We start from the raw sequence: 23139 nt of genomic DNA, 5'->3' as shown, positions 1-23139 counted from the left end.
TGCACCGCCTTCGTCGTCATGCCTTGCCGGGGCAATTTTGTGTAAGTCCTAACCAAAAGGAAAATGATGAAACGTGTAAGTCTGACCCAATACCTGGTCGAAGAACAGCGTCTGAATAACTCAATACCGGCAGAATTGCGCCTGTTGATCGAAGTTGTCGCTCGTGCCTGCAAAACCATCAGTCACGCAGTAGGTAAAGGTGCTTTGGGTGAAGTTCTGGGAACTGCTGGCAGCGAAAATATTCAAGGCGAAGTACAAAAAAAGCTCGATATTTTATCGAATGAGATTTTGCTGGAAGCGAACGAATGGGGCGGTCACCTGGCTGCCATGGCGTCGGAAGAAATGGAAAGTATTCACCCTATCCCTAATCGCTATCCGATGGGCGAATATATGTTGTTGTTCGATCCACTGGATGGTTCCAGCAACATTGATGTGAATGTGTCTATCGGTACTATATTTTCTGTACTGAAAGCACCGGAAGGCATGGGAGTGCCAACGGAACAGGATTTCCTACAGCCGGGTAGCAAACAAGTTGCTGCCGGTTACGCCGTCTATGGCCCACAAACTGTGCTGGTACTGACAACAGGCAATGGCGTCAACTGTTTCACTCTTGACCGTGAGATGGGCTCATGGGTGCTGACTCAGCGCAATATGCAGATTCCTGAAGATACAAAAGAATTTGCGATTAACGCATCGAATACACGCCACTGGTATCCGCCGGTGACGCGTTATGTTGACGAGATGCTGGCTGGTAAAACCGGGCCGCGTGGTAAAGACTTTAATATGCGCTGGATTGCATCAATGGTGGCGGATGTGCATCGTATCCTGAACCGTGGCGGCATCTTTATGTATCCTGCGGATCAGCGTGAACCGGATAAAGCAGGTAAATTGCGTCTGATGTACGAAGCAAATCCTATGTCTTTCATCGTTGAGCAGGCTGGAGGCGCATCCACTGATGGCAAACAGCGCATGATGGATATTCAGCCAGAAAAACTGCATCAGCGTGTTGCTGTATTTATCGGCTCCAAAAATGAAGTGGAACGGGTAACGAAGTATCATCAGGAATAATGAAATCATCCCTCTTCCGTTGGCAATCGGAAGAGGGTGACTCAGAATCCTCGGTGATGACAATCAAGGATTGTTGACTTCACCAATCTGAATGCATTCGTTTGAATTGTGAATAAAACGCGAGGCGATTTGCTTCGCGTTTTTTTTGATCAGGACTGACGTAAAACCACCTGGCGGCGTGATGACTACTTGTCGCACAAGCGACGTATTCGTCACGTGTAAGTCCATGCAGCCTGCACCGCTATACCTTGCTGGAAATTGTATAGAAGTTTTTTTGATAAAAAATTAAGAGTAAATAAAGATGACTTTACTTCAACTCATATATTAATTAGATTAATTATGACGATATTCGATATTTGACATATCACTATAAGCAAGGCAATCTTGCTACTTACTTTAACTGACTGATTTTTTCGGAGCCGCATCATGCCAGAATACCGTTCACGTACCACTACTCATGGCCGCAATATGGCGGGCGCACGCGCATTATGGCGCGCAACTGGAATGAAAGATGGCGATTTCGATAAACCTATCGTTGCCGTTGTTAACTCCTTCACGCAGTTCGTTCCTGGCCATGTTCACTTGAAAGATCTTGGTCAGATGGTTGCGCGTGAAATTGAGGCGGCAGGCGGCGTGGCGAAAGAATTTAATACCATCGCGGTGGATGATGGCATCGCCATGGGACACGGCGGTATGTTGTATTCGTTGCCTTCACGTGAATTGATTGCTGATTCTGTTGAGTACATGGTCAACGCGCATTGTGCTGATGCAATGGTCTGCATTTCTAATTGCGACAAAATTACACCGGGAATGTTAATGGCCGCCATGCGCCTGAATATTCCTGTTGTGTTCGTCTCAGGCGGTCCTATGGAAGCAGGCAAAGTGCTTGAAACTTTGCATCCAAAACAGACTGGCGAACAAAAAATCATGAAAATCGATCTGGTCGATGCCATGATTAAAGCTGGTGATAGCAATGTCAGCGATGAAGAAATCGGACGCATCGAGCGCTCCGCATGTCCGACTTGCGGTTCCTGCTCAGGCATGTTTACTGCCAACTCCATGAATTGCCTGACGGAAGCACTGGGTTTGTCTCTGCCAGGTAATGGCACGATCCTGGCAACACATGCCGATCGTAAAGAACTGTTCTTACGCGCTGGTCGCCTGGTCGTAGAATTGGCGAAGCGTCACTACGAGCAGGACGATTATTCTATTTTGCCTCGTTCTATTGCCAATAAAGCGACCTTTGAAAATGCCATGGCACTGGACGTGTCTATGGGCGGTTCAACGAATACCGTTTTGCATTTGCTGGCAGCCGCTCATGAAGCTGGGGTTGATTTTACGATGGCGGATATTGATCGCATTTCACGCAAAGTACCTTGCCTGTGCAAAGTGGCGCCGATGACAGATAAATACCATATCGAAGACGTACACCGCGCTGGTGGCATTATTTCTATTCTCGGAGAATTGGCGCGTGCGGGTCTGTTGGATACGTCCCGCCCGACAATCCACAGCCTGACGATGGCGGATGCGATTGCTGCCAATGATATTGCCGTGACTGATGACGCTGCTATTCGCCAGTTATTCAGTGCGGCACCAGGTGGCGTGCCGACACAAACAGCATTTTCCCAAAACAAGCGTTTCGACAGTCTGGACACAGACCGTGTCGCTGGTTGTATCCGTGAGAAAGCGCATGCTTATTCGCAGGATGGTGGTTTGGCAGTGCTTTACGGCAATCTGGCAGAAAAAGGATGTATCGTTAAAACTGCAGGCGTTGACGAAAGTATTTTGAAATTCACAGGCAAGGCTCGTGTATTTGAAAGTCAGGATGCTGCTGTTGAAGCGATTCTGGGCGATACCGTTCACGAGGGCGATGTGGTGATCATTCGTTACGAAGGCCCTAAAGGCGGCCCAGGTATGCAGGAAATGCTATACCCAACGTCTTACATTAAATCTAAAGGTCTGGGCAAAGCCTGCGCTTTGTTTACTGATGGGCGTTTCTCTGGCGGATCCTCTGGGCTGGTGATCGGTCATGCATCGCCAGAAGCTGCTGAAGGTGGTGCAATTGGCTTGGTGGAAGAGGGCGATATCATTGAAATCGATATCCCAGCGCGTACTATCCATCTGAAACTCAGTGATGCAGATTTGGCAGCGCGCCGTGTAGCGATGGAAGCGAAAGGTGCCGATGCATGGCAGCCTGTCAATCGTGATCGCTTTGTATCGCAAGCATTGCAAGCGTATGCTGCGTTGGCGACTTCTGCTGATCGTGGCGCGGTCAGAGATATTTCTCAACTCAAGCGTAAGTAATTTTAATCGCTGTATCTATGACGAAAACGGCGGCTTGTGCCGCCGTTTTGTATGAGATAGGAAGTATTGAACATGAATACTTCATATCTCATATTTCATGTTTATTACTTATATTGTCTACATCGCTTATCTGGTTTGTACATCAGATTTGATCACTTTGCTTGCTTTTTTCAACAATGCCCCTATCTGAATGGCTTACATAAAGTGATGTCGGGCGATCTTGCCACGCATTCGCTGAAATAATGTCGATAATGTTGCCGTAGTCAAAATAGAGTGAGCGTTCGCTTCTTTGGCGATGATCATGGCAGGTCGTTTATACTGCTGGACTATCAAAGTGTCGATAGCGACGAAGTAAACATAGTATTGATGAATCATTGGCGCTGTATATGGGCGATGTTTTTGCCCATCAAGGAACATAGTCTCTTCGCGGAGTGAGTTCCCCTGGCGCGATGATTACTTTTAAACAGGATTTGTCGGATAAATTGAGCCGGGATATGGCTATCATATGGCAGTATTGTTCAGCCATATAGCGCCGGTATCTCTAGTCTGTCCGACAACAAAATTCGCGAGAACTGTATGTCAAGCAATCCTCAGCAGGCTGATCAGCAACCACTATTGGAATATGTTGATTCCTGTCATTTACCGACCACATGGGCTCATTTCCGTATGCACGCCTTTGTTGAGCCTGCCACAGGGAAAGAGCACATCGCCCTTACCTTGGGCGATGTGGCTGATGGCCAGCCCGTATTGGCGCGTATCCATTCAGAATGCCTGACAGGGGATGCCTTGTTTAGTCAGCGTTGCGATTGCGGTCCGCAGCTGGAAATGGCGTTGCAAAAAATTGCGCATGAAGGACGTGGTGTGCTGATGTATTTGCGCCAGGAAGGGCGTGGTATCGGCTTGTTAAACAAGGTTCGCGCTTACCACTTGCAGGATCTGGGCGCTGATACGGTAGAAGCCAATCAGCAACTGGGGTTTGCGGCGGATTTGCGCAATTATGGTTTATGTGACCCGATGCTTAAACATCTGGGGATCAGCGCTTTAAAACTGATGACGAATAACCCACGTAAAATCGCGGCAATGCAGGGATTAAATGTCACGATTGCTGAACATGTACCGCTCATTATTCAACGTAATCCGCACAATGACCGGTACCTGACCACCAAGGCGACTAAGCTTGGACATTTGATACAGACAGATCTGTAACGACAAGCCTGAGTGCGTAAAAAGTAGTGCCGGCACTCAGCGATTTTCCTCGCGATGTGCTTCAATTCGCTGCATTTAATTGGCACTCAGATGCACTCAGATGTAATCAGATATCGACCTGCGTATTCAGCTTGTCAAATTCAATCTGTACTTCTGCCAGCACCTCCGTCAGTGCGGCCTGATCCATACCCAGACTTTCCCATGAGAGTGCGCTGACTTCGGGTCGCACATCCTCATCATCATCGGATGCGGTCGCTTGCAGGGCATGTGCGATTCCGTTGGCTACATGGATGATGGTTGCCAGAAAGCCGAGTCCCGGCTCATCGGGTTGATGATGTCCGGCGATCGCTTTTTTCATTTGATCTGAAAAATTCCACTCTTCCGCCAACGCATTGCCGACTGCCGCGTGGTCAATCCCCAGCAAGCGGCGCTCTGCTTCAAACTGGGTACATTTTTGTTCCTGTGCGTAGGTGATCGCTGCTGCATATTGTGCGCTGTGATAAGTCACCAGAACCAACGTGCCGATGTCGTGCAATAAACCCGCAGTGAAAGCGACATCCTGATTCAGATTCAGACGACGTGCCAGAATCTTGGCTGCGATCGCCACGGCATTGGAATGACGCCAAAAATCTTTATGATTAAATCCAGGGCAATTATTTTCTGGAAAGCAACCCGTCAACGCAGCTGTGGTAATGATTTGTCGGACAGTCGTCAGACCCAACAGCGAAATCGCTTGTTGTATGGTCGTTACCTTGATCAACGTTGAGTAATAAGCAGAATTTGCATAGCGCAGAGTTTTTGCTGTCAATGCGCTGTCATGTGTGACCTTCAATGCCAGTTCGTGCGTATCAACATCGTCGTTATCAAGACTGTTCAGTAACTCCATCACTACGGCGGGTAACGTAGGTAAATCTTTGACGTCTTCAATAATTTGTTGAATGGCGATAGCGGTCATGTATTACTCCATGTTTTTTTGAAGTATTACTTAAATTGCATAAAAAAACTATCAGTATCAAGGAATGAGAAAGACAATATCGACGACGTATCTTTTTGCCGACGACATCGTGCTGTTGCGCCAAGAAATAGCGATAAAAAATTTCTGATGGGCAATGTCAGACTTTAGAATCCAGGCGTTTTTCGCTGATACTGATTTTGGCTCTCTCCAGCATATCGATGGCGGCAGGTCCTCGCATCAGTGTCACTGCGACAGCCAATGCATCGATGTATGTCAGATGAGCAAGGCGCGATGTCATCGGTGTATAAATGTCCGGATCTTCCTCTACGTCAACACCGATATGCACATCGGCCAGTTCTGCCAATGGTCCTCCGCTCGCGCAAAGCACTAGCACTTTTGCTCCGGCATTTTTCGCGAGTTGCACGCTGTTGATAATGTCGCGTGTACGACCTGTGCGCGAAAAGGCGACGACGACGCAATCACTATTTAACAGAGAGGCTGATTGCGCTTGCAAATGGGCGTCGCAGAATACGGTAGTCGGAATACCAAAGCGGAAAAATTTTAATTGCGCATCAATCGCCAGCGCACCGGAATAACCCAGTCCGTAACATTCGATGCGTCTGGCGCGCGCCAGCAGATTGACTGCGGCTTCAAAGCTGGCCGTGTCCGCATTATTGCGCGCTTCCATCAGTGCTGCGATGGTACGGTCGAATACTTTGGGGAGTACATCTTTAACCTGATCTGCCTGATTCACATCCAGATGCAGATAGGGAATACCTGTGGCCAGGCTTTTGGCAAAAGCGAGTTTGAAGGTTTTGAAACCATCAAATCCCATACTTTGCGCGAAACGGGCGACGGTTGGTTCACTGACATCGCATGCTTGCGCCAGAACCCGGATCGACATTTCCAGTGCGTCATGCGGCTTTTGTAAAAGAAATTCGGCCACCTGACGTTCTGCACGGCTTAACGCTGTACTGGCTGTTCTTATACGTGCCAGCAAACCTTTTTCAGAAGGTGTGGAGGGTTTGATGTCAGAAAAAGGATTTGCCATAGTGTGCATGTTTCTTCGCAGTTGTTCCGCTGTGAGTACCAATATCAGTACAAATATTAGTACTGATATTAGTACTGATATTTGTGATTAAGGGCACCAAAAAACATCAATGGTACAACCTGCCTGATGCAGTAAGGAAGCAACAGGTAAATTTTGTGCTGTTGCTGTGTCGAGTATTTTGCGCTTTTCTGTGCCAGTGATCACCAGCCAGATGCGCTCTGTGTTGAGCAAGCGTGGCAGCGATAAAGACATACGACTTTGACGGGTTTGCGGATGTAGCGCGGCAAGGCAGCTCAGATCGTCATGCTGGGTCGGCGCACCGGGAAATAAAGATGCGATGTGTCCGTCAGTCCCCATTCCCAATAACACTGCGCTGAACGCTGCCGGGAACTGTTCTGTCAGGCGAGCATGAATCGCCTCCGTCGCTATTTCCGGTGTACTGGCGGTATTTTTCAGCGATACCAGTTGCCACTGATGCGCTGGTGCCGACGTGGAAAGACAGCGGCGGAACAATCCCTCGTTACTTTGCGCATCCGCATCTGCCACCCAGCGCTCGTCGGTAGCGACCAGTTTTATCGGGTGTTGTAACGATGTTTTGCTCAATCGCTGATCCAGCCGTTGATAGATGGGTGCCGGCGTCGAGCCTCCCGCCAATGCAAAGCTGGTTTCTGCCGGCGCTTGTTGAATTACATCAAGCCATTGCTGGCTTAACGCTTCGCTCAGAGAAGAAAAATGATCGAATGTATGAAATTGCATGTTCATGATGATGTGATGATTAGCCTTCAACGAATTCTTCGCCCCAGGCGGCACCATGCTGTGCCAGCAAATAGCTAGACGCAGATGGTCCCCAGCTACCGGCAATATAAGATTTCAGACCTTCACTATCGTTTTGCCACGCGCTCATAATCGGGTCTATCCATGCCCATGCTGCGCTCAGTTCATCGTCGCGGACAAACAGTGTCAGATCACCATGCATCGCATCAAGCAGCAGGCGTTCATAGGATTCCACGCGGCGTGAATTCGATACTTCAGCAAAATCCAGATTCAGTGCCACATCTGACAGACGGATACCTTCGCCCGGTTCTTTTGCCTTCATATACAACTGCACACTTTCTTCCGGTTGCAGAGAAATGACCAGACGATTTGAACGCAGTGGTCCCTGGTTTTTACCAAAAATCGAATAAGGAATCGGTTTAAAGTTGATCGTAATTTCTGCACTACGGCTGGCCATACGTTTGCCTGTGCGCAGATAGAAAGGAACGCCAGCCCAGCGCCAGTTATCAATCTCGGCACGGATGGCGACAAATGTTTCGGTACGCGACGCTTGTGGCACGCCGGGTTCTGCCTGATAACCAATCACTGGCTTGCCATCAACGGCGCCAGCACGGTATTGACCGCGCACGGTTTTTTTACTGACTTCATCGGGTGTAAATTTATGCAGGGCGCGTAATACTTTTACTTTTTCATCGCGAATAGCATCTGGATTGGCATTCACAGGTGGCTCCATCGCCACAATCGAAACCAGTTGCAGTAAGTGATTTTGTACCATGTCGCGTAGCGCGCCAGTACGGTCATAAAAATCCCCTCGGGATTCCACACCGACCTGCTCGGAAATCGAAATATGGACATCTTGTATCCATTTACGATTCCACAAAGGTTCCAGAAACGAATTGGCAAAACGCAGTGCCAGCAGGTTTTGCACCATTTCTTTGCCGAGATAATGATCGATACGATAAATCTGATGCTCGTCCAGATAAGTGCGCAGGGAATGGTTGATTTCTTTGGCAGATTGCGCATCGCGACCTAATGGCTTTTCTACGACAACACGGGCATTGCCCTCAACCAGACCGTGTTTTGATAATTGCTCAACGACAGGAATAAAAATATCCGGGCCAGTGGCCAGATAGAACAGCGTGGCGTTTTGAGCCGAGGTGTGAATGGCGGCCTTCAGCTTTTCAAAATCTTCAGGAACGCGTGCGTCAATTTTGGCGTAATTTGTCAGCGTCAGGAACGCTTCCAGCTTTTCAGGCGTGCCGCCGCTGACTTTGGACGCGTATTGCGCCACGCTGTCGCTGACACGCTGGCGGTATTCATCATCTGTTAAACCTTCACGGGCCGCACCGATAAATTTGAAATGATCATCCAGCCTGCCGTTCACAAACGCGCTGTATAAAGCAGGGATGATTTTGCGCTTGGCAAGATCGCCAGTGCCGCCAAATAAAACAAATGTGGTCATGCTGACTCCGTGAAATATTCTGATTAGTCTGGTTGTGTTCTTTTGCTGGTATTAGCTGGTATTACATTGCATTACTAGAGCGGCAATACTATGTCTGCAATACTACGGCGGCATAACAGCGGCGGTGCTGCTGGTGAGGTGTTTGCTACCACTTCATTTGCTGATTTCATGCTGTAAAGAGAGCTGCCATTGCCGTATGGTGGCTCCGCATGTTGTCCGGTGTGATCCGCCCTGGCTTGCGCTTTGGCTTCTATGTGCAATGCCATTCACTCTGCGATTTCCGCCCCATCTGCCACATCGGTAGCATTGCTTTGCCTGTAACTTCTTCTGCAAAGTTACAGTGCACGCGACAATATGACATGTTCCAATTATGCCTGATTTTAATCAAAAATGTAGTTTCATTACGATAAATTTGATTGTTGTGATTAAAAAATAAGCTGAATAATAAAAATATGAAAGTTTGTTACAGAAAAAGAAGATTTATGCTATCTTTGCCGTCATCCCAGTATTTCGTTTATTCCTCTTATTGTGAGTATTCCGAGTATTCAGTTGCTCAGGCGCAGTCTCTGATCTGTGCAGGCATTTCCGGTAAGTGCTGTTGCTGACGACGCGTCGCATCATCAGCCTGCCGATGCAGAGTGCCCCAGATCAGCAGGCTGTACTGAAACGAAACCGCTTTCTTATATCGTGTGATTATTTTGCTCTTCGCGAGCAACAGGTGAGTTTATGACGACATCTCCTTCCTCTGCCCCAGTGGCGTTACATCCCGTCATTGATCAGGTGACGCAACGTATTGTGGAGCGCAGCCGTTCGTTGCGCAGTAACTATCTTGCCCAGCTTGAAAAAATGCGTGGCCGTGGTCCGCGCCGCGCCAGTTTGTCTTGTGCGAATCAGGCACATGCGAATGCGGCAATGGATAGCGGCACCAAAATCTGGCTGAATCAGGCGCAGAAGCCGAATATCGGCATTGTGACTGCTTACAACGATATGCTGTCGGCACATCAGCCTTATGAATCCTATCCGCAGCAGATTCGTGAAGCAGCGCTGCGTTTCGGCGCAACGGCACAGGTGGCAGGTGCAGTACCTGCTATGTGTGATGGGGTGACGCAAGGTCGGCCTGGCATGGAACTGTCGCTGTTTTCGCGTGATGTGATTGCACAGGCAACCGCTGTAGCGCTGTCGCATGATGCGTTTGATGCGACGGTATGTCTGGGCATTTGCGACAAGATCGTGCCGGGTTTGCTGATCGGTGCGCTCGCATTCGGTCATTTGCCCACCGTATTCATTCCCGCCGGACCGATGGGTTCTGGCTTGTCAAATAAAGAAAAAGCCGCTGTGCGCGAACGGTATGCGCAAGGCAAGGCGACCAAGGAAGAATTGCTGGCTGCCGAAAGCGCGGCTTACCACAGCGCCGGTACCTGCACGTTTTACGGCACCGCCAATAGTAATCAGATGTTACTGGAAGCCATGGGGCTGCATCTGCCTGGTGCCGCATTCGTGCATCCATCCGATCCTTTGCGTGGCGCATTGACCGATGCAGCGGTAGAGCGTGTGCTGCAACTCACGGAACAAAGTGGCAACTACAAGCCAATTGGTCAACTGGTCAATGAAAAAACCATCGTCAATGCCGTGATCGCGTTACTGGCCACCGGTGGCTCCACCAATCATACAATTCACTGGATCGCTGTGGCGCGCGCTGCTGGCATTCTGATTGACTGGCAGGATTTTGATGAGCTGTCTTCCGTTGTGCCTTTGCTGACCCGCGTGTATCCCAACGGTACTGCGGATGTGAATGCATTCGAAGCGGCGGGCGGCCCGACGTTTGTGATGCGTGAATTGCTGTCGGCCGGCCTCATGCATGGCGATGTGATGACGGTGTATGGCGATCAGGGCTTGCATAGCCACACCGGACGCCCTGTGCTGACCGAAGCAGGCCAGGTCGCATGGGAGGCATTGCCCGCCCTATCGACTGACACTGCGGTCATGCGCAATGTGACTGAGCCATTTGCTGCAACAGGTGGTCTGCGCTTGCTGCAAGGCAATCTGGGACGTGCGATTGTGAAAGCTTCTGCCGTACCGGAAGACGCATGGATCATTCAGGCTCCCGCCAAAGTATTTTCCTCGCAGGACGCACTGGTGAATGCCTATAAGGCTGGCGAGTTGAATCAAGACTTCGTGGCCGTCGTGATTTTCCAGGGGCCGCAGGCCAACGGCATGCCTGAGCTGCATCATTTCACGCCGGTGCTGGGCAGTCTGATGTCGGCTGGCTACAAGGTGGCGCTGGTGACCGATGGCCGCATGTCCGGCGCTTCCGGCAAAGTACCAGCAGCCTTGCATGTCAGTCCGGAAGTGGCGCAGGGTGGGCCATTGGGCAAAGTGCGCGATGGTGATCTGATTGAGCTGAATGTCCATACCGGTGAATTGCGCGCGTTGGTTGATGAGCACGAGTGGGCGCAGCGTGATGTGCAGGCATTGAACAAAGAAGAAGTTTTCGGCTTTGGCCGCGATTTGTTTGCTGCGCAGCGTCGCGTGGTAACAGCGCCGGAACATGGTGCATCAACACTTTTTATTGATTAATTGCTGAATGACTGAATGACTGAATAGATGAATGAATCGATTCAGTCATTGAGCCATTCGTCGATTCATTCGTCGATTCATTTATTGATGATGAGTAGAAACAACGAAGCAGAAGCAAATCGCAGCAGCAATTGAATAGCAGGATGAGTATCAGAAAACATTAAATCAGAAGAAATGATGATGACCGAAGCGACTGAATACAAGCAGAAACAGATGGCATGAGTGTGATGCAGGGCATGCTCTGATGTTGGCAACCCTGCTCACCATCACGCTCACTATCAAGCGCACAGGCAAACTCAACACCAACTTCGATCTGACTTGTAAGCGCAGCAGTCGCATCTCCCTTGTATATGAGAAACAACTAAAGAGACCAATATGAGACACACACAACAAAGCATCATCACCCAGCTGGAACAGATCCGTGTTTTGCCAATTCTGGTGACAGATGATGTCGATCAGGCGATACGCTGCGTCACGACGCTGGCGCAAAACGGTTTGCCAGCGGTAGAAATCACCTTGCGCACGCCAAACGCCATGACTGTCTTGCGTGAAGTCGTGAATGCCTGCCCGACAGTGACGGTCGGTGCTGGCACGATCCTGACGCAAGCTCAGCTGGATGCTGTTCGTGATACCGGAGCGGCATTTGGTATCAGCCCTGGTATTACGCCTGCATTGGCGAAAGCGGCTGCGGAGTCGGGCTTGCCTTATTTTCCGGGCGTCGGTGGCGCCAGCGATCTGATGTTGGCGTTGGAACATGGTTTTAACGTGGTCAAATTATTTCCATCTGACATTGTTGGTAGTACCAAAATGGCGAAGGCGCTCGGCGGCCCGTTCCCGGATGTGCGTTTTTGCCTGACCGGTGGCGTGACGGTGGAAGCTACTCCGGCTTTGCTGCAACAATCCAATGTGCTGTGCGTGGGCGGCTCCTGGATGTGTCCTGCATCGCTCATCAATGCGGGTGACTGGGCGGCCATCGGCAGCCTTGCCAGTGCCGCTGCGGCTGCTGGTAAGTAAAAATATACTGGGGGTAGTATATTTTTACCCGCCTTTAAATACGGCGAGAGTAATGCGAAAATTGAATATACTCCCTTAAATTTCACTAATTTTAGTAAATTAAAGCAAGATCATGGCTACTTCTGTTTCCCGTACTCCGCTCTGGGTGTTGTTGCAGCAACGCGCTACCAACATGCCCAGCCTGAAAGAATTGTTTCGCGCTGATCCGCAGCGGTTCACGCATTTTTCTGCGTCTGCCTGCGGTATTTTGCTCGATTATTCCAAGCAGCGAATGGATACCACGGCGAAACTGAATCTGCTGGCGCTGGCGCGTCAACAGGATGTCGAATCCCGCCGCGATGCCATGTTGCGTGGCGAAGCCATCAATCACACCGAAAACCGCGCAGTATTGCACACAGTCTTGCGCCTTCCCCGAGGTGAAGCATTTAATCTGAACGGTGAAAACATTGCCGCTGACGTGCATCAGGTGTTGGCGCAGATGCGAACGTTCAGCGATGCTGTGCGCGAAGGGCGCTGGTCAGGCTATACCGGCAAAGCCATCCGCACTATCGTGAATATCGGCATCGGCGGCTCCGATCTTGGCCCGCAGATGGCATGTATCGCGCTGGCTCCGTGGTCGCAGAAAAATCTCTCGCTGCATTTTGTCTCGAATGTCGATGGCCGCCACGTCGCCGACGCGTTGGCGAATGCCGACCCCGAAACCACTCTGTTTGTGGTGGCTTCCAAAACCTTCACCACGATGGAAACCCTGACCAATGCGCGCACCGCACGTGAGTGGATGCTCTCTCATGGTTGCCCCGTGGACCAGATTCGCCAGCATTTTGTAGCGCTGAGCACCAATGTGAAAGCGGCGGCAGAATTCGGTATCGCTGAAGAAAATGTGTTTCCGTTCTGGAACTGGGCGGGTGGACGCTATTCGATGTGGAGCGCGATCGGCCTCTCGATTGCGCTGTATGTCGGCGCAGATCGCTTCGAGGAAATGCTGGCGGGCGCACATGAAATGGATTTGCATTTTGCGCAGGCGCCCTTGGAACAGAATTTACCCGTGCTGATGGCGCTGATTGGCGTTTGGAATATTAATTTCATGGGCCTGCAAGCCTTATCCATCGCCCCCTACCACCAGCGCATGACACGCTTGCCAGCCTACCTGCAACAGCTGGAAATGGAGAGTAACGGTAAATCCGTGACGCGTGCAGGGCAGCGGGTGGATTACACCACGTCGCCGATTTTATTTGGCGAAGCGGGCACCAATGGTCAGCATGCGTATTTTCAATTGCTGCATCAGGGCGCAACCATTATCCCGACTGACTTTATCGTCGTGGCGGACGACGATGCCGGTTTGCCGGGACACAACCAAGCCTTGTTAGCGAACTGTTTTGCCCAATCCAAGGCAATGGCGTGGGGTAAAAATATCGACGAAGTCCGCGCCGAATTAGGAGATTTGCCAGAAAAGATGCTGGCGCCACGCGTGTTTGAAGGCAACCGCCCGACATCTACCGTGCTGCTGGATTCACTCACGCCGCGTTCTCTTGGCGCCTTGATTGCCCTGTACGAACACAAAGTGTTTGTGCAGTCCGTGATCTGGGACATCAATGCGTTTGATCAGTGGGGAGTGGAGCTGGGAAAATCATTGGCGCAGCAATTAATCAGCCTCGATCCTGCGGCAGTCAAGGAAGACTACGACAGCTCGACCAAAGGTTTGTTGCATGCCGTTAAGCGCAGTCATCAGATCAAGAAAGTTGCCTGACCATATCTGGTCGTGTAACAGCCACACCCAAAATAGCAACACGGAAATTGCATTAAAGAAATTCTAGCGCAACATCAGCATCTACCTGTATTTAGCAGCACTTATCAGTATCTGTCAGTGTTTGTCAGTGTCTGTCGGTGTTTGCATAGACGCTGATGGTCGCTCCATGATCAACAATGATGGTTGCGCTTGATATTGCAACAAGATATTTCATCAATCAAATACGATCCATCGCTTAAAATTTGTCAGCATGAATGCCCACTTGAATGCCTATCTCCTACTACCATCAAAAATGAACGACATCAGCGACGACAAAGACCAGAGCCTGCGGGAAGATATCCGCAGATTAGGCAGACTACTTGGCGATACCGTCAGAAATCAGCACGGAGACGAGATCTTCGATCTGATTGAACAGGTACGCCAGAATTCCATCCGGTTTCGTCGCGATGCTGACGAAGCGGCCAGAGCCGAGCTGGAAACAACACTCGACACGCTGACCAACGATCAGACCACGCAGGTCATTCGCGCCTTCAGTTATTTCTCCCATCTGGTGAATCTGGCAGAAGACCAACATCATATTCGTCGTACGCGCGCCCACCAGATTGCTGGTTCTGCGCCACGTCAGGGTAGTCTGGCGCACACCATCGAGGCCCTGTATAAGACCGGCCACAGCACGCAACAGTTACTGGATTTTTTTGAGACTGCGCAAGTGTTTCCGGTACTCACCGCGCACCCGACCGAGGTGCAGCGTAAGAGTATCCTGAATTGTCAGATGGTGATCACGCGCTTGCTCGACGAGCGCGACCGGATGCAATTAACACCAGAAGAGTCCGCTGCAAACGAAGAAGCACTGGCGCGTGCCGTGCTGACTCTGTGGCAGACACGGATGTTACGTACGTCTAAATTGTCGGTGTTGGATGAAGTGGAAAATGGTCTGAGCTTTTACGACTATACCTTCCTGCGCGAATTGCCTCATCTGTATGCAGGTCTGGAAGACTTGCTGGCAAGCAAAGATCCCGCTGTGGCAAACACAGAATTACCCAGTTTCATGAAAATGGGTAGCTGGATCGGCGGTGACCGCGACGGCAATCCGTTTGTGACCGCCAGTGTGCTGGAAAAAACACTGGCAATGCAGGCAACGCGTGCGTTTAAGTTTTATCTCGATGAGTTACACACTCTGGGTTCGCAGATTTCGATGGCGAATCTGTTGGTCAGTGTGTCTGATGAATTACTCGCACTGGCGCAACGTTCCCCCGATCATTCACCCCACCGTTCTGATGAACCTTATCGGTTGGCGATCAGCGGCATGTATGCCCGCCTGGCAGCAACTTCCAGACAATTGCTGGGTCTGGAGCCAGTCATACACGCCAGCGGCGACGCGCCAGCCTATCAGACTGCCGAAGAGTTCGCTGCCGAGCTCGATATTGTTCATCAGTCTTTGCTGACCAATGGTTCTGCGGCGATTACCCGTGGCCGTCTGCGTCATTTGCGCCGTGCCATCCGCGTGTTCGGCTTTTATCTGGCACCGGTGGATTTGCGCCAGAATTCTGATGTACATGAGCGTGTGGTCGCCGAATTATTGCAAGCAGTCAATCCTGAATTGCGTTACCTGGAACTGAACGAAGATCAGCGCATTGAGGTTCTGGTCAAAGAAATCAGCTCAGCGCGTCCGTTGGCATCACCTTATCTGACGTATTCTGAGGAAACCCAGTCTGAGTTGGCGATTTATCGTGCCGCAGCCACTGCGCAGCAGCGTTATGGCAAAGGGGCAGTACCGAATTGCATTATCTCGAAAACAGATGGTGTGTCCGATATGCTGGAACTGGCGCTCTTGCTGAAAGAGTCCGGTCTGTTGCATCCGGCGGAAGCGCGTCTGGATGTCAATATTATTCCTCTGTTTGAAACCATCGGCGATTTGCAAAACAGCGCACCCGTCATGGATCGCTTATTTGCTTTACCCGCCTATGCGAGATTGTTGAGCAGCCGTCATCATGCGCAAGAGGTCATGCTTGGTTACTCTGACAGTAACAAAGACGGTGGCTTCCTGACTTCTGGCTGGGAATTATATAAAGCAGAGCTGGACCTGATCGATATTTTTTCCAAACATCAGGTACGTTTGCGCTTATTCCACGGACGTGGCGGCTCGGTTGGACGTGGCGGTGGCCCTAGCTACCAGGCGATTCTGGCGCAGCCCGCAGGCGCGGTGCAGGGACAGATTCGTCTGACCGAACAAGGTGAAGTGATTACGGCCAAATACGGTAATCCAGAAGTCGGCCGTCGTAATCTGGAAGTATTGGCTGCTGCGACGATGGAAGCCAGTCTGCTGGCACATACGGAAGCTGCGCCACGCCCCGAGTTTTTGTCTGCGATGGAAGAACTGTCTGATCATGCGTTCAAGGCCTATCGTCATCTGGTTTATGAAACGGAAGGTTTTGAGCAATATTTCTGGGAATCGACCGTGATTTCAGAAATTGCCGGATTGAACATCGGCAGCCGTCCTGCTTCCCGTAAAAAATCTACTGCTATCGAAGATTTACGGGCGATCCCGTGGGTATTCAGCTGGTCGCAATGTCGTCTGATGTTACCGGGCTGGTTCGGTTTTGGCGCTGCTGTGCAGTCTTATTTGCAGGCGCATCCGGACAACGGTCTGGCAACATTGCAGGCCATGTTCAAGGAATGGTCTTTCTTCAGCACCGTTCTTTCCAATATGGAAATGGTGCTGGCCAAGAGTGATATCGGCATTGCCAGTCGCTATGCGCAACTGGTCAAAGATGATGCCTTGCGCCAGAGAATTTTCCCGAGGATTCAACAGGAGCATGAAACTACGATTGCTGTGTTGAAGGCTATTTCCGGTCAGGATGAACTGCTGGCAGCCAATCCTTTATTAAAGCGCTCGATCCGCAATCGCTTCCCTTATCTGTCGCCCTTGAATCACGTACAGGTGGAGTTGCTGGAGCGCTATCGTCAAGGTGACGAGGATGAACGTGTGCGCCGGGGTATTCATTTGTCGATCAATGGTATTGCGGCGGGATTACGTAATAGCGGCTGATCAGCGTATTACTTAAGACGAGTAGCACCTGGATGAAGGCATTGAATCTAGGTGCCAAACAAAAAGCCCTCTGTCCGTAAGGAAGAGGGCTTTTTTTCAGGGGAATAATTATTTTATCTGCCAGCTTAAAATAACAGTCCGCCCCCTTTTTTGAACAAGGCCATTTCCACGAAATTGGACATATGCTGGTTATTGCTGGAAGGCATAATCATCATTCCACCCAGATCAAGCAATCCTTTTTGCGCTGCCAATGCCTGTAAGCCGTCTTTACCGGATTTGGATAATTGAATCGCTTTCACCAGTGTTTTGGCGACAGCAAATCCTTCCAGAGTCAGAGAGGAGATATCCTCATCCCGAAATTTTTTCATCATATTGCTATGATCAATCTGAATTGGTGATTTTTTTGCCAGCGGATTGGGTACGACTTGTGAAAAGACCGTCCACTCCAGCGATTTTGCACCGGCGACTTCAGCCAGAGTATCAAGATTGATCAATGAAATACCTGCGACAAAGGTTTTTGGGGCATATTTGCGAAATTCTTTCAAAAACATGCCTGTACCCAGTGTGTCAGCGACAGTGATCACAACATTTGGATTGGCTTTGGCGAGGGCGTTGGATTCCTTGTCTATGCTGGCAGGGGAGTTACCAATATGAACGGTACCACTCAGAGTCATGTTGCGTTTGCGCAACTCTGTCGTAACGTATTGCACCAGATCCTGATTCAAGGCTGACTCCTGAACAGCGATGCCTACACTCTTGATTCCCAGTTTATCGAAGTAAGAAAAAATATATTGCATCTCTTGCTCAGGACTTGGACGCCAGAAAAGCACGTTCGAGCCATAGGATTTGACCGAGCCGATCAGCGGGGCAAACAATGTGTGACCACTCTGAGCAAATTTCGGTGCTGCGATGACCGCGTCCGTTACCGCAGCACCAATTCCACCGAGCAGATATTCGGCTTTGTCTTTCTCCAGCAATTCAGTCACTGCCTTGGCTGACTGCGCAGGGATTCCCTGATCATCGCGCGCCAGATATTTGATGCGTTTGCCGTTGATGCCGCCGCTGCTGTTAATGCTATCGAAATACGTCGTGATACCGGCAACATAATCGCGCCCTATACTGCCATTCGGGCCTGATAAATCGATTGCTTGCCCTACGACGATCGCATTACTCTCTGCCATGACATCGCACTGGAACACCAGTAAGAGTATAGGAAGTAATGTGCGAAAATATTTCAGAATAGTGGTAGTCATACTTAAGGGTAAAATTGTTGCGATGCAACAAGTCTGACACTCAAATATGACGAAGGAATGACGAAAGAACATTACCAGAGCATAGAAAGAACACAGGCAGAGCGTTGCCAGGACATCGAGGTACAACATTGAAATGCAGTACGGACAATATCAATCCTGATGTGATCGAATAGCGCTCTGATGTTGAGACAGAGTAACCAACGCAGAACAGAGATGACATCTGAACGGATACAGAAAATGACAGAGCAGATACTAGGGGTAGTAGGGTGGTCGGGGAGTGGGAAAACGACTTTGCTGGAATATCTTGTCAGAGGGCTGGTGACTTCTGGCAGGCGAGTCAATATGGTGAAGCATAGCCATCACGATATTATTACCGAGCCACCGCAGAAAGACAGTGCGCGCCTGCGCATGGCTGGTGCGTCCGAAGTGTTGCTGGCATCTCCCTATCGCTACGTGATTACCAGCGAATTACGGCAAGATATCGAACCACCTTTGACAACACTGATGAGCCGTCTGTCACCGGCGGATATCACGCTGGTTGAGGGGTATAAATGGGAGAGCATCCCGAAGCTGGAAGTGTATCGCCCATCAATGGCGCGGGACGCTATTTATGTCATGGACACACATATTGTTGCGGTTGCGTCAGATGTGATCGCACCGGACAATTTGCCATCGGAAGTGGTATGGCTGGACTTGAATCAGCCCGAAAACGTATTGAATTGGCTTATTAATGGATTGCAGCAAAATTTATTTTCAAAAAAAATAGAAAATCCCTAAAGAATTCCTCAGGATCAACCGTTAACAAAATTGTAGATAAGGGGAATTGTCATGGATGTTACCGGTATAGCAAATACAGCAACAACATTAGCTGATGTCGGCACCAGTCAGGCCGTCAGCATTGCTGTGTTAAAAAAAGCCAATGAAATAACTGCGGAAAGCGCGACTGCATTGATCGAAGCGGTCAGTGACAATAAATCCGTACCCAATCTGCCATCCCATCTTGGACGTAATATCAATACAACCGCTTGAATTTTCATTTCCATTTTAGGTAATCGCAATTACTCAGCGTCGCTTTTGACGATTGCCAGTAATTCAGTTCTAGTAGCATTCGGTTGAATATGACAATGCGATATGACATTGTTTCGATAAAAACTTGAACAAGTCAGACATTAAAAAACAGCGCACTCAGGTGTGCTGTTTTTTTTGGGGCAGAGTGGATTATTGGCTGATATTGTTTCTGTATCTGATGCTGCTCAAGCATGAAATAAGCTGATCAGCGATAATCTGGTCTTTATTTGTTACACGATTACAGGAGTCAATATGACATCAGCAACGTGGGGATGGTCAGATCGTCTGAGTCTCAGCTATACACCGATGGATGAAACGCACAAGGAGTTTGTCGAGTTATGTGCTGCGTTATCGGAAAACAATCCAGCGACATTTATTGAAAGGCTGGATCAGCTTATTGTTCACTCTGTTGCCCACTTTGAGCAAGAAAACCAATGGATGGCGGAAGGTAATTTCCCACCAGCCGGTTGCCATAAGCAAGAGCACGATTCCGTGCTGGAAATCATGCGCGAAGTCCGTCGCCGCGTCGAGGCAGGAGAAACAGATCTGGGTGAGCGTCTGGCAGAAGAATTGCCATTGTGGTTTGAGCACCATGTCGATACGATGGATAATATGCTCGCCCGTTTTATGGCAAATAATGCAGTGTCAAATAGCCCGGCTGAGGTTGTTGCGGGTTAATTTGCTATCTATCGTGTTTGAACTAGTTCAGAGGAAGCTCAGTCCGCCACGACTTGTATTCTGATATCCCCGATACTGACAACCTGACCAGCGCGAATTTTTGCTGTCTTGCGCAATTCTTGTTGTCCATCAACGCTGACATCGCCACTCGCGACAATGGCCTTGCCAGCACCACCACTTTCACATAAACCCACCAGTTTTAATAACTGGTTTAATTCAACGAATTCGCCTTCAAGGCTAAAGTTTACTTTTTGCATATTTTGTTCTTTCCTGCTGAATGACAAACTAAAAGGGGCGCAGCTTACACTAATTCGTTGCGATCTGGGCGCTTGCCTTGTCCAGCCATACGTCCAGATGAGCGATTAGATCACTTTGACTGAAGGAGCAACTTTCTTCCGTAAATAAGCTACCAGCTTCAAGCCTGTTCAATACATCTTCCATCACATTGCTATACCGCGTTGGTAATTTTCCGAGCAACTCAGTTTGCCCACGCCATACTTTACATAGCTCCTGCACTGACATCTGGTGAGCAGTGAAGGACTCGAGACTGTTGCGTAATTGTGAGAGCGACATAAAATAGAAAATAAAATTAGTATATAAATAACGAATGACTCAGTAATATCTGGCTTGGTTGCTAAATCCTATGGCTGAATCTTACTACTTAATCTTATTGCTGAATCTGGTCGTTGATATTGTACGTATATTATTCTGCTACATTCGTTAGTTGAATTCGCTGATCGACAATTTGCCCAAAAAAAGATTTCTCTGTGTAAGTTTTTGCTGTTTTGTTCGACTATCTGTTGTGGTACCGATTTTTCACCTTTATTTCCCCGTTATCGGGCTTATTTTTTCAGGAGATTGAAAATGAATAACAAAGCATTGATCGCAGTTGCCTTGGCAAGTCTGGTTGGTTCTTCCGCTGTGATGGCTGCCGAGCCAGCAAAAACAGAAAAATGTTTCGGTGTATCCAAAGCAGGTCAGAACGATTGCGCTACGAAGTCCGGTAGCCATTCTTGCGCTGGCCAGGCTAAAAAAGATAATGATCCAGCTGAGTGGAAAAAAGTACCCGCTGGTTCTTGCGAAAAAATGGGCGGTAAACTTGAAGCGCCCAAAGCTTCCTGAGTAATCACCTATCATCCTAAATGATGACATTGTTCTGTATTAGTCTGCATGGCGGATGTTGGCAGCAATGGTAGCTTCTTCAATGACAGCTTCTCAATATCCTGCGCTGATGCCGAAAGGTGCCGGCGTGGGTTTGCGTAGTCAGCACTATGTTGATTTTTTGCGGGCTCCTGTCGAAGTAGGATGGCTGGAAGTACATTCAGAAAATTATTTTGCTGACGGTGGTTATGACTTGCATGTACTAAAGCAATTACGTCGTGATTACCCTATCAGCTTGCATGGTGTTGGCCTTGGTCTGGGATCTGTTAAAGGCTACGATACCAAGCATGTTGCACATCTTAAACGCCTGGCGGAGACGATAGAACCCATCTTGATCTCCGAGCATTTATGTTGGGGCACGGTTGCAGGACAACATTTAAATGATTTGTTGCCATTGCCATTGACCTCCGAAACTTTAGAGCTTGTCTCTTCGCGCATCGACGATGTGCAACAAATTTTACAACGCCGGATATTGATCGAGAATGTGTCTAGTTATGTTCGTTGTGGACATGACGACATGACTGAGGCTGAGTTTTTGGCTGAACTGGTTTATCGTACCGATTGCGGCATTTTGCTTGATGTGAATAATCTGTATGTGAATCAAGTCAACCATCAGGAAGATGCATTAGCGGCACTAAGGTGTATTGCAGGATTACCCGCCGGCTCTGTCGGAGAAATGCATCTCGCCGGACATTTGCAGTCGGATCTCGTACTGATTGATCATCATGGTTGTCAGGTTGCTGATCCTGTTTGGGATTTATATCGCCATGCATGCCGTCACTTTGGCTCTCAGGTGCCAGTGCTCATTGAATGGGATACTGATATTCCTGAGTTGGATGTTCTGCTTGCCGAGGCGCGTAAAGCCGAATCTTACGCGGCTCAAGTGTTTTCGCAGTCATGAAGGGCTGATCGGCTTCGTCCTATGGATAAAATTTCACAATGGCAGCAACAATTTGCTGATGTCATGTCGTCGACAATGACGTCGAGCGACTTTGCCCCGCAACTGAAGCCTGCCAGCAATTTGTCAGATCGTCTCGCCCTGTATAGGGGAAATCAGAGTGCCATCTGGGGGGCAGCTCTGCAGCAAGCATATCCGGTCTTGTATCAGTTGGTCGGGCTGGAATTCTTTGAGCAAATGGCGCGCGCATACGGGCAGGCGCATCCTTCTCAATCTGGAAATTTACATTACTTTGGTAGCCATCTGGCGGAGTTTCTATCGAATAGTCATATTAAGGATGATTATCCTTATTTTGCAGAGGTTGCTCGTCTGGAGTGGGGCATGCATCTGGCGTATTACGCTGCCGATGCCTTACCGTTAACTTTGCCAGCTCTGATGGCTGTAGCAGCGGAGAGTGAGCACGATTTGCAGAAGGCCAGGTTGCTCTGGAATCCAGCTGCTGCTCTTTTTGAGTCCAGATATAGTGTTGTCGATATCTGGCACGCTCACCAGTCAGATGAGATTATTTTTCCTGAGACAATTGAGCAGCGTAATTACGGCATTATTTCCCGCCCTGAATGGCGAGTAAGACTTCAGTCAATCAGCAAAGCAGATCACCTTGCGCTGAATGCATTACAACATGGCTCTTTACTCGGTGATGCTCTTGACGTGGCATTGAGTGCGGATGCTGAATTCAATATTGCTCAAAGCCTTCAGACATGGTTTGCCGAAGGACTGTTTATCAGAGCGGAATTTTCACAGGATTAGATATTAACGTCTGCCAGTAACCTTATTCCGAAGATACCAATGATTCTGCCGATCATCTTCAACGCCT

The 23139-nt window shown here is 49.2% G+C and carries 20 protein-coding genes; 13 read left to right on the top strand and 7 right to left on the bottom strand.

What is annotated here, in order from left to right; all coding sequences use genetic code 11:
* The first annotated feature begins 66 nt into the window (after nucleotides 1–66).
* The 3 genes from ACO0LB_RS08305 (at nucleotide 67) to ribA (ending at nucleotide 4578) form a co-directional block, all read left to right on the top strand.
* Nucleotides 67–1068, top strand: coding sequence for a class 1 fructose-bisphosphatase (locus ACO0LB_RS08305; RefSeq protein WP_423048403.1), 1002 nt, complete (start codon nucleotides 67–69; stop codon nucleotides 1066–1068).
* Nucleotides 1069–1494: 426 nt separating this feature from the next.
* Nucleotides 1495–3372, top strand: a complete 1878-nt coding sequence (ilvD, locus tag ACO0LB_RS08300) for a dihydroxy-acid dehydratase (protein ID WP_423048362.1) — start codon at nucleotides 1495–1497, stop codon at nucleotides 3370–3372.
* A gap of 576 nt (nucleotides 3373–3948) precedes the next feature.
* The gene (ribA, locus tag ACO0LB_RS08295) at nucleotides 3949–4578 is read left to right on the top strand and encodes a GTP cyclohydrolase II (RefSeq protein WP_423048360.1); all 630 of its coding nucleotides are present in this window, start codon (nucleotides 3949–3951) and stop codon (nucleotides 4576–4578) included.
* Nucleotides 4579–4684: 106 nt separating this feature from the next.
* Here the strand turns inward: ribA and ACO0LB_RS08290 are convergent, their stop codons facing one another.
* The 5 genes from ACO0LB_RS08290 to ACO0LB_RS08270 all read right to left on the bottom strand — a co-directional run bounded on the left by ACO0LB_RS08290 (nucleotide 4685) and on the right by ACO0LB_RS08270 (nucleotide 9086).
* A complete protein-coding gene (locus ACO0LB_RS08290) occupies nucleotides 4685–5533 on the bottom strand; it encodes an HDOD domain-containing protein (RefSeq protein ID WP_423048358.1) in 849 nt (282 codons plus the stop codon).
* Nucleotides 5534–5690: 157 nt separating this feature from the next.
* Entirely contained in the window at nucleotides 5691–6584 is an 894-nt protein-coding gene (locus ACO0LB_RS08285) for an SIS domain-containing protein (protein ID WP_423048356.1), read from the bottom strand.
* Nucleotides 6585–6671: 87 nt separating this feature from the next.
* Complete coding sequence (locus ACO0LB_RS08280; protein ID WP_423048354.1) at nucleotides 6672–7346, bottom strand: 6-phosphogluconolactonase; 675 nt, start codon at nucleotides 7344–7346, stop codon at nucleotides 6672–6674.
* Between the two features lie 13 nt (nucleotides 7347–7359).
* A complete protein-coding gene (gene zwf, locus ACO0LB_RS08275) occupies nucleotides 7360–8820 on the bottom strand; it encodes a glucose-6-phosphate dehydrogenase (protein WP_423048353.1) in 1461 nt (486 codons plus the stop codon).
* 74 nt (nucleotides 8821–8894) lie between these two features.
* Nucleotides 8895–9086, bottom strand: coding sequence for a hypothetical protein (locus ACO0LB_RS08270; RefSeq protein WP_423048351.1), 192 nt, complete (start codon nucleotides 9084–9086; stop codon nucleotides 8895–8897).
* Between the two features lie 460 nt (nucleotides 9087–9546).
* On the opposite strand from ACO0LB_RS08270, the gene edd reads away from it, so the two are divergent.
* The 4 genes from edd to ppc all read left to right on the top strand — a co-directional run bounded on the left by edd (nucleotide 9547) and on the right by ppc (nucleotide 17207).
* Nucleotides 9547–11397, top strand: a complete 1851-nt coding sequence (gene edd / locus ACO0LB_RS08265; protein ID WP_423048350.1) for a phosphogluconate dehydratase — start codon at nucleotides 9547–9549, stop codon at nucleotides 11395–11397.
* Nucleotides 11398–11772: 375 nt separating this feature from the next.
* Entirely contained in the window at nucleotides 11773–12411 is a 639-nt protein-coding gene (eda, locus tag ACO0LB_RS08260) for a bifunctional 4-hydroxy-2-oxoglutarate aldolase/2-dehydro-3-deoxy-phosphogluconate aldolase (protein WP_423048348.1), read from the top strand.
* A gap of 112 nt (nucleotides 12412–12523) precedes the next feature.
* A complete protein-coding gene (gene pgi / locus ACO0LB_RS08255) occupies nucleotides 12524–14158 on the top strand; it encodes a glucose-6-phosphate isomerase (RefSeq protein WP_423048346.1) in 1635 nt (544 codons plus the stop codon).
* A 262-nt stretch (nucleotides 14159–14420) separates the two neighbouring features.
* Entirely contained in the window at nucleotides 14421–17207 is a 2787-nt protein-coding gene (gene ppc, locus ACO0LB_RS08250; RefSeq protein WP_423048344.1) for a phosphoenolpyruvate carboxylase, read from the top strand.
* 125 nt (nucleotides 17208–17332) lie between these two features.
* Here ppc and ACO0LB_RS08245 read toward each other — a convergent pair whose 3' ends face one another.
* Complete coding sequence (locus tag ACO0LB_RS08245) at nucleotides 17333–18460, bottom strand: ABC transporter substrate-binding protein (protein ID WP_423048342.1); 1128 nt, start codon at nucleotides 18458–18460, stop codon at nucleotides 17333–17335.
* Nucleotides 18461–18697: 237 nt separating this feature from the next.
* Here ACO0LB_RS08245 and mobB point away from each other — a divergent pair, with 237 nt between their 5' ends.
* From mobB to ACO0LB_RS08230, 3 genes are all read left to right on the top strand, one after another.
* Complete coding sequence (gene mobB, locus ACO0LB_RS08240) at nucleotides 18698–19237, top strand: molybdopterin-guanine dinucleotide biosynthesis protein B (RefSeq protein WP_423048340.1); 540 nt, start codon at nucleotides 18698–18700, stop codon at nucleotides 19235–19237.
* A gap of 51 nt (nucleotides 19238–19288) precedes the next feature.
* The gene (locus ACO0LB_RS08235; protein WP_423048338.1) at nucleotides 19289–19489 is read left to right on the top strand and encodes a YjfB family protein; all 201 of its coding nucleotides are present in this window, start codon (nucleotides 19289–19291) and stop codon (nucleotides 19487–19489) included.
* A 291-nt stretch (nucleotides 19490–19780) separates the two neighbouring features.
* Nucleotides 19781–20206, top strand: a complete 426-nt coding sequence (locus ACO0LB_RS08230) for a hemerythrin domain-containing protein (protein WP_423048336.1) — start codon at nucleotides 19781–19783, stop codon at nucleotides 20204–20206.
* A 38-nt stretch (nucleotides 20207–20244) separates the two neighbouring features.
* On the opposite strand, the gene ACO0LB_RS08225 is transcribed toward ACO0LB_RS08230, so the two are convergent.
* A complete protein-coding gene (locus ACO0LB_RS08225) occupies nucleotides 20245–20463 on the bottom strand; it encodes an RNA-binding S4 domain-containing protein (protein WP_423048334.1) in 219 nt (72 codons plus the stop codon).
* Between the two features lie 607 nt (nucleotides 20464–21070).
* On the opposite strand from ACO0LB_RS08225, the gene ACO0LB_RS08220 reads away from it, so the two are divergent.
* The 3 genes from ACO0LB_RS08220 to ACO0LB_RS08210 all read left to right on the top strand — a co-directional run bounded on the left by ACO0LB_RS08220 (nucleotide 21071) and on the right by ACO0LB_RS08210 (nucleotide 23072).
* Nucleotides 21071–21328 carry a DUF2282 domain-containing protein gene (locus ACO0LB_RS08220; RefSeq protein WP_423048332.1) on the top strand — a complete coding sequence of 86 codons (258 nt, stop codon included), beginning with the start codon at nucleotides 21071–21073 and terminating at the stop codon, nucleotides 21326–21328.
* An 82-nt stretch (nucleotides 21329–21410) separates the two neighbouring features.
* A complete protein-coding gene (locus tag ACO0LB_RS08215) occupies nucleotides 21411–22268 on the top strand; it encodes a DUF692 domain-containing protein (RefSeq protein ID WP_423048330.1) in 858 nt (285 codons plus the stop codon).
* Between the two features lie 21 nt (nucleotides 22269–22289).
* On the top strand, nucleotides 22290–23072 hold the full coding sequence (locus tag ACO0LB_RS08210) for a putative DNA-binding domain-containing protein (protein WP_423048328.1): 783 nt from the start codon (nucleotides 22290–22292) through the stop codon (nucleotides 23070–23072).
* Nucleotides 23073–23139 lie beyond the last annotated feature (67 nt).

This window comes from Undibacterium sp. SXout7W, assembly GCF_049339385.1.
GTDB lineage: Bacteria > Pseudomonadota > Gammaproteobacteria > Burkholderiales > Burkholderiaceae_D > Undibacterium.
The sequence above is the reverse complement of the archived record's forward strand: the minus strand, read 5'-3'. Positions and strand labels throughout refer to the sequence as shown.